The organism is Endozoicomonas sp. YOMI1, from assembly GCF_024606345.1.
In the GTDB taxonomy this organism is placed as follows: domain Bacteria; phylum Pseudomonadota; class Gammaproteobacteria; order Pseudomonadales; family Endozoicomonadaceae; genus Endozoicomonas.
This window is the reverse complement of sequence record NZ_JAHHPM010000077.1, coordinates 1-10,780: the sequence shown is the minus strand read 5'-3', so window position 1 is coordinate 10,780 and position 10,780 is coordinate 1. Positions and strand designations below refer to the sequence as shown.

The 10,780-nt window shown below is 45.2% G+C and carries 9 protein-coding genes and 1 pseudogene; all 10 read left to right on the top strand.

What is annotated here, in order from left to right; genetic code table 11:
* A partial coding sequence (locus tag KDK15_RS02900; protein WP_257293865.1) for a hypothetical protein occupies positions 1-272 on the top strand: 272 nt, incomplete at its 5' end.
* 127 nt (positions 273-399) lie between these two features.
* A pseudogene (locus KDK15_RS02895) lies at positions 400-1,973 on the top strand (N-6 DNA methylase).
* Positions 1,963-3,402 (top strand): restriction endonuclease subunit S, encoded by a 1,440-nt coding sequence (locus KDK15_RS02885; RefSeq protein WP_257293862.1) that lies wholly within the window; start codon positions 1,963-1,965, stop codon positions 3,400-3,402. The pseudogene KDK15_RS02895 and the gene KDK15_RS02885 overlap by 11 nt, the downstream one beginning before the upstream one ends.
* An 8-nt stretch (positions 3,403-3,410) precedes the next feature.
* Positions 3,411-5,228: a PDDEXK nuclease domain-containing protein gene (locus KDK15_RS02880; protein WP_257293861.1), complete on the top strand. Its 1,818-nt coding sequence runs from the start codon at positions 3,411-3,413 to the stop codon at positions 5,226-5,228.
* Between the two features lie 166 nt (positions 5,229-5,394).
* A complete protein-coding gene (locus tag KDK15_RS02875; RefSeq protein WP_257293867.1) occupies positions 5,395-5,619 on the top strand; it encodes a type II toxin-antitoxin system HigB family toxin in 225 nt (74 codons plus the stop codon).
* A complete protein-coding gene (locus KDK15_RS02870; RefSeq protein WP_257293860.1) occupies positions 5,620-6,603 on the top strand; it encodes a plasmid stabilization protein in 984 nt (327 codons plus the stop codon).
* A 64-nt stretch (positions 6,604-6,667) separates the two neighbouring features.
* Complete coding sequence (locus tag KDK15_RS02865; RefSeq protein ID WP_257293859.1) at positions 6,668-8,557, top strand: ankyrin repeat domain-containing protein; 1,890 nt, start codon at positions 6,668-6,670, stop codon at positions 8,555-8,557.
* A gap of 67 nt (positions 8,558-8,624) precedes the next feature.
* Positions 8,625-9,845 carry an ankyrin repeat domain-containing protein gene (locus KDK15_RS02860; RefSeq protein ID WP_257293866.1) on the top strand — a complete coding sequence of 407 codons (1,221 nt, stop codon included), beginning with the start codon at positions 8,625-8,627 and terminating at the stop codon, positions 9,843-9,845.
* A gap of 149 nt (positions 9,846-9,994) precedes the next feature.
* Entirely contained in the window at positions 9,995-10,381 is a 387-nt protein-coding gene (locus KDK15_RS02855; RefSeq protein WP_257293858.1) for a hypothetical protein, read from the top strand.
* The gene (locus tag KDK15_RS02850; RefSeq protein WP_257293857.1) at positions 10,374-10,736 is read left to right on the top strand and encodes a hypothetical protein; all 363 of its coding nucleotides are present in this window, start codon (positions 10,374-10,376) and stop codon (positions 10,734-10,736) included. Before KDK15_RS02855 ends, KDK15_RS02850 begins: the two co-directional genes overlap by 8 nt.
* Positions 10,737-10,780 lie beyond the last annotated feature (44 nt).

Below are 10,780 nucleotides of genomic sequence, written 5' to 3'. Positions count from 1 at the left end.
CATTCTCGGCAAACTGTGCTATTACATCTCTTTTCTTGCCTTGGCGCTACCCTCAGGATCAGTACCAACTTTTTGTGAATTATGTACTTCTGGATTGCTGGTTTATGCGGAGTCATGTGATCAAACACATTCAGAATCTGGGGTATCATGCCATAGGCCAGTGCAGGCATGATCTCGCCCTGTTTTCACCTCCCTTGCCGGAAACCAAACGCCGTGGCAAACCCAAGATTTATGGGGAACAACTCACGAAGGAGCTGTCCTTGTTTGTTTGAGCAAAAGTGAAAACCAGAATTGAAAACGGCCCTAAGTTCAGGCTGAACCAAAGTAATATAACCCCATTGTCTTACGTGGTACGATGATTCGATTTGATTTTATCATCCATCGTACAGAACTCCCCATATGGCCAGAAAACCTGCAGCCAAAGCCAGCAAGAAAGGCTTTGAAGAAACCCTCTGGGACTCCGCCAACAAGCTCCGTGGCAGTGTTGAATCCTCGGAATACAAGCACATTGTCTTGAGCCTGATCTTCCTGAAATTTATCAGCGACAAGTTTGAAGTGCAGAAGGAGAAGATAGCGGAGCAGTATGGCGCTGACTTTGTGGATATGGTGGATTTCTACACCCAGGACAACGTGTTCTATCTGCCGGAGGTGAGTCGCTGGTCCTATGTGTTGCAGCATGCCAAGCAGAATGATATTGCCATCAAGATTGATTCGGCGCTGCACGATATTGAGAAGAACAACCCGTCCTTGGCCGGTGCCTTGCCGGATAACTACTTCTCCCGCCTGGGGCTGGATGCCTCCAAGCTGTCGGCGCTGATCGACACCATCAACAATATCGACACCATTGCCAACGAATGCCATATGACCGAGCAGGATGTGGTGGGCCGGGTCTATGAATACTTCCTCGGTCGCTTTGCGGCCACGGAAGGCAAAGGCGGTGGTGAGTTCTATACGCCCAAGTGTGTGGTGACGCTGATTGCCGAGATGATTGAGCCGTACAAGGGCAAAATCTACGACCCCTGTTGTGGTTCCGGCGGTATGTTTGTGCAGTCCGTTAAATTTGTGGACAGCCATAAGGGCAACCGTAAAGACATCTCCATCTACGGGCAGGAATACACCAGCACCACCTACAAGCTGGCCAAGATGAACCTGGCCATCCGGGGCATCTCGGCCAACTTTGGCGATGTGCCCGCCAACACCTTTTTCAAGGATCAGCACCCGGACCTGAAGGCCGACTTTATTATGGCCAATCCGCCCTTTAACCAGAAGCAGTGGCGGCAGGAAAACGAACTCTCCGACGATCCTCGCTGGGATGGTTACGAAACCCCGCCCACCGGCAACGCCAACTACGCCTGGATTATGCATATGATCAGCAAGCTGTCGGATAACGGCACCGCTGGTTTTGTGCTGGCCAATGGTTCCATGAGTTCCAACACCAGTGGTGAAGGGGGGCCATTCGTCGCAAGATGATCGAGAACGATCTGGTGGATTGCATGATCGCCCTGCCGGGTCAGCTGTTTTATACGACACAGATTCCGGTTTGCCTCTGGTTTCTGACCAAGAACAAAAAGGGCAATGCTGAACAGGGTACAAAAGGCCGTGAGGGGGAAACCCTGTTTATTGATGCCCGGCAGATGGGCTCTATGGTTAGTCGCACCACCAAAGAGCTGACCACCGACGATATTGCCGAGATTGCCCGTACTTATCATGCCTTCCGTGGTGAAACTGACTCTGGCATGTATGAGGATAAGTCTGGTTTCTGCAAATCAGCCCCTATCGAAGAGATTGCTACTAACGACTACGTGCTAACACCGGGGCGTTATGTTGGCGCTGCGGAGCTGGAAGACGACGGTGTACTATTTGAAACCAAAATGCAGGAGTTAAGCCAGACCCTTTATCAGCAGATGCAAGAAGCGGAAAAGCTGGATACTGTGATTCGGCAGAATCTGGAGGTTTTGGGTTATGGCGCATGATTGGCCAAAAATCACCCTTGGTGAGTTAATCGAGAATAAGCAAGCATTTTTGCAGACCGGGCCATTTGGAACAGCCTTAAAAGCAGCTGAATACTCTCAGTCAGGTGTGCCACTAATATCTGTTCGAGAGATTAGAGAAGGCTTTATACAAATTGGCCATGAGACACCAAAAGTTGATGAAAATACGATAAAAAGATTACCCAAATTTGTATTGCGGAAAGGTGATATTGTCTTTGGCCGTAAAGGTGGTGTAGAAAGAAATGCTTGTGTAGAAAGAAATGCTTTAATCACAGACACCGAAGATGGTTGGTTTCTCGGTTCTGATGGCATCTTCTTGCGCTTGACTGATGTTGATGATGCTGAGTTTATCAGCTACGTAATGAGATCACCTGCGACAAAGACTTGGCTGCTTCAGCATTGCGAAGGCACTACAATGCCGTCGCTTAATCAGAAAATACTTTCCAGGCTTCCAGTATTTTATCCACCTGCTCATATAAAGAAGAATGTCTCAAGTATGCTGAAGCAGCTTGATGACAAAATCCAACTCAACCGCCAAACCAACCAAACCCTCGAAGCCATGGCGCAAGCCCTGTTTAAAAGCTGGTTTGTGGATTTTGATCCGGTGATCGATAACGCACTGGCGGCGGGGCATGAGATTCCCCCCGAGCTGCAAGCCCGGGCAGAAGCCAGAAAGTCTTTGCAGGCTTGTGCCGAACAGCGCAAAGCCTTCCTTTCGGGTGACCGCTCGGAACAAGAGAGCGGTGACATTTTACCGGAGTCTATCCGTCAGCTATTCCCCAACCGCTTTATGCTGGATGCCCAGATGGGGTGGATTCCGGAGGGGTGGGAGTACGTTCCATTTAGCAAAGTAGCTCAATGTTTTGATAAACACAGGGTGCCGCTCTCAAAGAAAGAGCGTAAAGAGAAGCAGCCGGGAAATATCCCTTACTATGGTGCAACGTCCATTAATGATTACATCAATGAATGGATTTTTGATGATATTTTTTTGCTGATTGGAGAAGATGGCTCGGTTATGAAAGAGGACGGAAGTCCATTCGTTCAATATATATGGGGCAAAGCATGGGTCAATAATCATGCCCATGTCTTAGTCTTACAAGGAGTGAATGGAGTCTCGACTGAGCATCTAATGCTCTTTATGCAAGCCCAAAACATTACTGCTTATGTTACCGGTGCTGTGCAAATGAAGATTAACCAAAAAAATATGAATAGTATCCCTTTCCTGAAGGCTGGTGATGAAATTAACAAATGCTTTGCAGACCTTATCAGACCTTTTTATGAGAGCTACCGGTCTTACAGTAAAGCGAACGGTTCTTTAACCAAACTCCGAGACACCCTGCTCCCCAAGCTCATCTCCGGCGAACTACGCTTACCGGACGATCAACAACAAGCCAAAACCGTCGCCGCCTGAGGGATACCATGACCGACCAGCCCGCCTCACGAGATAAACATGCCCTAAGCCAATCGCTGCTACAGGCCATCCGTGGAGTACTGGTGCAGGCGCGTAGCCAGCTTCAGCAAACAGTTAACCACACCATGGTACAGACTTACTGGCAGCTGGGGCGCCTGATTGTGGAGCATGAGCAACAGGGGAAGGCCCGTGCAGAATACGGTAAACAGCAGTTGCAAACCCTGTCGGAGCAGCTGACTACCGAGTTTGGTCGTGGGTTTGATGTTCGCAATTTGCGGAATATGCGGGCCTTTTACCTGGCGTTTCCAAAACGGAACGCAGTGCGTACCGAATTGAGCTGGACCCATTACCGCCGACTGATCCGTATTGATAACCTGAAAGCCAGGGACTGGTATATGCAGGAAGCGATCGATCAGAATTGGAGTGCCAGAGCGCTCGATCGGCAAGTCAGCAAACTGTACTATGAACGCCTGCTGTCCAGTAAAGATCGAACCTTGGTACAGCAAGAAGCAGAGCAGGTGACCCGATCACTGGCCACCGGCCCCGAGCATTATCTGCGTGACCCTTACGTGCTGGATTTCCTCAATCTGCCCTATGACGCCCTGCTGGAAAACAAGCTGGAGCAGGCGCTGATCAACAATCTGCAACAATTTCTGCTGGAGTTGGGCAAAGGCTTTGCCTTTGTCGGGCGGCAGCAGCGCATTAGCATGGAAGACCAGGACTTTTATATTGATCTGGTGTTCTACAACTTTAAACTGAAATGCTTCCTGTTGATTGACCTGAAACTGGGCAAACTGTGCCATCAGGATGAAGCCAACTTTGAAGAGATTGAACAATCCATCGTGGCAGTAAAAGATCATCTGGACCTGCTGCGGCAGATATTCCACCAGTTTGATTCTGCTCCTTATTTTACCGGTGAACCGATTGCTCAGCTTAACTGCCTGAATATGGCGGCAGAATATGCGATGCAAACCGAAAAGCTGGAAAAACGCTTTATGGCGCTGGTAAAGCGGCTGAAGGCAGCTTATGACGTATGCTACAGCAGTGACCGGATTTCTCAGGATGAAAAGGATCATATTCACTTTTATATGGCCGTGCGCTCCATCATCTTCAAACTGACCCATGGCACAGCGCCGGATAACGCCCTGATGAACGCCCGGGTAAAGGAGATGCTGGCGGAGGCCATCAAGAGCGACGGGGTTGAGGAAATTTTTAAGCTTGGAGAGGATGGCGCCACCGAGATTGATCTTTTTGATGTTGACTATCTGGACCGCATCGACAAGATCAAACTCCCCAACACCAAAATCCAGCTGCTGAAAAAGCTGCTGGCCAAGGCGTTGTCGGAGTTTAAAAAGACCAACAAGGTCAAGGCGGTGGATTTCTCCAAACGGTTCCAGTCCCTGGTGGAAAAATACAACGAACGCAAGGAAGAGGATGCCTTTACCACCGCCGTTCATAATGAGGCCATTAACGGCCTGTTCGACCTGATGGCGGATTTGAAAACAGAAATGGGCTCCTTTGAAGCGCTGGGCATCTCCCTGGAAGAGAAAGCGTTTTACGACATTCTGAAAAAGGTGGCAGAAAAATACGAGTTCACCTACGAGGAAGACCGCCTGCTGGACCTGGCGGCCAAGGTAAAAGCCGTAGTGGATGACAAGGCGCAATTCCCGGACTGGAACCATCGGGGGGATATCAAGGCCTCACTGCGGGTTGAGTTGATTATGTTGCTCTCAAAGCATGGCTATTCGCCGGTTACCTTTAACGAGGTTTATCAGGATGTGTTTGAGCAGGCGGAGCATTTTAAGGCGGGGCGCGGGGGTGAGTAGGGGCTTTCATAAAGTAGCCAATTTCACCGGGGCGGATCTGACGTTTTGGCTTTAAAAATCTGGTGAAATGACCCTTTGCCTCATATTCTTACTCGATTGTGGTCAGAATTAAGCTAAACGCAGACTTGAAAAGTTCTCAAAAAAACACGCTAGTGCCAAGCCAGCTCTGGATGCTTGGCGTGAGGAAGCCCGGAGCGCCAAGTGGACCAGCTTTCATGATATTAAGGAGCGATACCGAAGTGCCAACCACATCGCTGATAAACGGGTAATTTTCAATATTAAAGGCAACGATTACCGGCTGGTTGTTCAGGTTAGCTATCGAAATGGCATTGTCGTCATTGAATGGGTTGGCACCCATGCAGAGTATGACAAACAAAACTTCAGGAGGTGAATGATGTCTGCGCTTAAAGTTGTGAAGACAGCCAAAGATTATGCAGATGCCATGGCGCGCCTGATGACATTGATGAAGGCCGATCCGCAGGAAGGTTCTGCAGACGATAACGAACTGGAAGTGCTCGCTGTTCTGATTGAACAGTATGAAACAGAGCGATTCCCGACGGATTTACCGGACCCTGTCGAGGCCATCAAGTTTCGCATGGAACAACAGGGATTGACTCAGAAGGATATGAGACCCTATTTCGGTTCTGACAGCAAAACGTCAGAAGTCCTTAACGGCAAGCGGCCTTTAAGCCTGTTAATGATTCGCAAGCTACATAAGGGGCTCGAAATTCCAGCGGAAGTATTGATTCAGGAACGAGGTGGTTCCCTGCCCAACACTAACGGGTTGGAATGGGCAAAGTTTCCTCTGGTTGAAATGAAGAAAAGAGGGTGTTTCCCTGAATGGACAGGCACACTCAATGAATTAAGAGCCTATGCAGAAGAAAATATCTCCCGCTTTTTAGGCAGCGTCCGGTCTTCTTTTGTGCAGCCTGCTTTATGCAGGACGTCTGCCCATTATGTATCGGACAAAAATGTCGATCAGTACGCTCTGTTGGCATGGCAGATTCGAGTGTTACAAAAAGCGGAAAGGATGAAAACCGTTGGCCATTACGTTCCGGGCTCCCTGACCAACGATGTGATGAAAGAGTTAGCCCAACATAGTTGGTCAGAACAAGGACCGAAAGTAGCGCAGGAGTTTTTATCCAACCTGGGCATTAAGCTGGTTACGGAGTTTCATTTTGATAAGACGTACCTGGATGGTGCCGCTATGGTGGATGCCTTTGGGCAGCCGGTAATCGGCATGACTCTGAGACACGATCGACTGGATAATTTTTGGTTTACCCTGATGCATGAGGTGGCGCATATTGCATTGCATCTGAAGGATGGCTCAACGACCTTTTTTATGATATTGACTCGACTGAAAAGATACTATTGAGCATGAAGCCGACCAAGCGGCGGCTGAGGCGCTGATTGAAAAGTCAGCATGGTCTGAGGCCAGGGTGAAGACCAGTCAGAGCGAAGCGGATTGTATTGCATTGGCTCGAGACTTAAAAATTCATCCAGCCATTGTTGCAGGTCGGGTTCGCCATGAAAGCAAGAACTTCGGTATTCTGTCTAAGGGTGGGCGTTCGCTTGTCAAAACATCATGCCAAACACCTCACCACTATCTCTGGATGAACCAATATCACTTGAACTGCATTCCCAGAGATTGGTTTGAACGGATGCTAATGCAACGGGAATGTAGCATTTGTCAGCAGCCAAATCTGCAATTGTTGCGTAATAACAATCCCTTGGATGTTGATATCTGCAGATTAGGTGATCTGGAAACCCTTAACGAAATCCTGAGGCTCAGCCCCAATTTTGACAGTTCCCTGGCTGATTACCGGAATGCCGATGGCAATACGGCTCTCCACTTAGCTGCTCTTTGTAACCAAACAGAGACCGTCGTGGAATTGCTGAAAATTAACAGCAACCTGGCTGGAGTTGAGAATAATCACGGCAAAACGGCTCTCTACTTAGCTGCCTTGAATGGCCAAACAGAGTCCGCCATGGATATTTTCAATCTGTACTTTGCCACGGCAATTGATATTGGTTGCACCCCAGAGGATCGCCTCCTCTTAATTAATAATATCGGTGAGGCTTACGAAGCGGCTGAACAAAAAGACCACACAGACATTGCCGAGAAATTGCGCAGCTACTTGATGGGAATTCTCCACCATTATCTTGATCCCAAGTTACACCTCACCGAAAACCACTTAGAGGAGGTTGCCGATAAAATTCTGAAAATTGACAGCTCTCTGGCCAGAGATAGGGATAGCGATGGTGATTCGTTTCTCGACATAGTTGCTCACAATGGCCACACAGGAACCATCAGGCTATTGCTGGACATTGACCCCTCCCTGGCCACAGGTATGAATGAAGAAACTCGTATAACGCCGCTCCACCATGCTGCTAATGGAGGCTACTTACAGTGTCTGGAATTATTAATTGAAAAAGGAGCGGATATCAATGCCTCTAATCACCGTGGTCGGACACCATTCCACGCTGTTGTTATTGGAGGCAACGATGATCTCCTGGAATTATTTAAAAAAAGAGCGGATATTGATACCGCTGATAACGTGGGTAACACACCATTGCACTTCGCCGCTGAGATGGGTGACCTTGTTTGCGTGAAAAAACTGTTAGCCAATGGAGCGAATATAGTACGTAACAAGGAAAGAGATATGCCAATTGACCTCGCCAACAGGGAAGGTCATATAGCTTGCAAGGATTTGTTGCAAGAAAAACAGGCCGATATCGAGTTAGCCAATAAAGAAGTCATGACACCAAAGCTAAGCAAAGATCTTTGCGCTGCAGCTATGAAGGATGACATTGACGAGTTGAAGCGTTTGATCAGTCGCACCGTGAATGTGAATATCAAGGATAAGAAGGATGGGAAAACAGCTCTGCATTATGCAGCTGAGAAGGGCAGCAAAAAATGCCTGGAACATCTAATCAAAGAAAAGGCGGATATCCACTGCACTGACAATAGTGGGAAAACAGCTCTGCATTTTGCTGCTGAGAATGGCCACACCGAATGTCTGAAATATCTAATCTCCGAAGGTGCGGATATCAACCGTACTGATAAGGATGGGAAATCAGTGCTGCATTATGCAATAGAAAATGAAATGCAAAATACAGCATCAAAGGAAACATGCCTTGATTACTTACCCGAGAAAAGTGTTGATTTCTCTGCCTCAAATATCTTTCGTGTACTGAAATATGCCATTAATAATGAAGATCATCTTACCTATGACCCATGGAATTTTTTCAAGATTAGATTGTGTGTTAGAGAAAATAACGATAAACACTCCTGCACTACGCTGCAGAAAAAAGCCATAAATATCTGAAAGAATTTCTACCGGATGAAAAACCAGAAGAAACCATCAATATTAAAGATAAAAAGGGTAGGCCACCCTGCACTATGCAGCTCTTGGAGGAAAAAAAAGTTCCATTGAGACACTATTAAAGCGCAAAAATCCATCGTTTAAGAAATATGATAAACCTTGGGGTAAAGTAATAAATGATAAAGATAATGATGGAAATACGGCACTACTCTTGGCTGCCCAAAACAATAAGGAAGCATGCGTAGAAAGGCTGATAAATGCGAAAGCTAATGTGAGAGAAAAAAACAATCTAAATTGGCAGCTACTTCATTTTATAGCCAGATCAGCACAAAAAAACCACTGGCTGGATTTTAAATATTGCGAACCCTATTATTCTAAAGATATCAAGGAAGCAGATTCGAAAGGGAATACTCCAGTGCATCATGCAGCTTATAAAGGTAATATAGAATTCCTTAAAAAAGTCCGCAAAAAATTTGAGAAAGAAACTAAAAAAACCTTCAATATAGCTAATGATCAAAACGGTAAACCATTGCATATGGCTATTCAGGGTGATAAAGCCTATTGCCTACAGACACTGATCGAATTTACAGGAATAAACAAAGAAGAGCGTTCGGAATTATTTTTATATGCTGCAGCTCATGGCAAACCTGAATGCCTGGAAAAACTTTACGACACTGGGGTAAATATCAAAAAAGATCAGAGGGGTATGACTTCCTTGCACTATATCGTCAAGGATGACTGCTGGATCAACGAGAATACCCCCAATCAGGAGCGTCAGGGTTATAAAAAGTGTCTTGAATTGCTGCTCGATTTTAAAGATGATAAAGAAGAATTTATAAACATCAACCTCGCCAATCACGAAAACAAGACACCATTTCACCTGGCTGCCGAGGCAGGTAATATTGAATGCTTGGCAACGCTACTCGACCAACAACAGAAAGGAAATAGAGTTAACCTCGATGCCGAAGACAAGAATTCTAAAAAACCAGAGAAATTGGCTAAGGGTATATGCAAAAAGGCCTTAGACGAAGCAAGAGAAATTTTGAATGACGAAAACTGGTCAAATCTATCTTTAAATTATTTCCGTGATAAGTATAAAGAGCATTTTAAAACACAAGTCATTCAGGCCAACTCCCAAAATCAACATACTCACAACGGCAGTGAAACAATTACTATTCCTTATCAAGAAAAATTATTTACAAATGATGAAGACGTGATTCCTATTGAATTTAAAAATAAATATAAATCTATCATTTATCACAAAAATAAAACTATTTTTTTTAAAAAATAGAAGATTTTCTGAAAGAAATTGGACCCGATAGTAAATGTAAACACTTTGGCTATTCTGGAATCATAGGCGATAGTACCAGCCCCGAAGTCATTAAGATCATTGACGTTCCTGCACAATTTCTTGAAATAAATAACTTTTATCGTAATGATTTGCCATTAGATGGCTACCCATTTCATATTCAAGGTACCAAAAAGGAAATTACTGATTTTTTAGATGAATATGCTAAAAAAGGATTTTATTTTAATGCAAAAAGCATTAATCAATCAGCCCCCAAAGTAGTTGTGAATATAAAGTTATGCTTGATTGAATATAATCCGAAAGATATAGTGAAAAATTTTTTTAAGGATATAGTTAAAGAAACCATTGGCAAAACGGCTTTTGCAAGTGTGGTAGGAATTATTGAACCATTTATTGAAAATTTCAAATACCAAAGCTTTCTGAATACTTATAAGATGATAGACACCAATAAAAAAAAGGAAATACTTCGGAAGGCAGTTAATAAAATCACTGAAGAAATCCGGAAAAAAGGTGGATAACAAAGTATCAAAACAAGATAAAAAAACTGTAAAGAACTCTGTAGAGAATTTCATCGAAAAAATTAACACTAATTTCAAGAAAAAAATGGGCAAAAAAGATAAGATAGAAGAAAATAACTTTAGCTTTTGCAGTGGCCCCATCGATTTACTGACCAACATCAGGAAAGATCAGAAAATCCAAATTGAATTTGACCGTAACGAGTCAAATAAAAGCAAGGCACGTCTGCAGATCAGTTCAACCGGCAGCCAAGATGGATTTGACCGGAGCGAGCCAGGTAAAAGTGAAGTAGGTTTTCTGGTCAGCTCAACCGACAGCCAAGTGTATTTCGAAAATATATCTAAAGCTCGACTTTAGAGTTCCCAAAGCACAATAGTTCAGCAAAAAATTGAATAAACTGC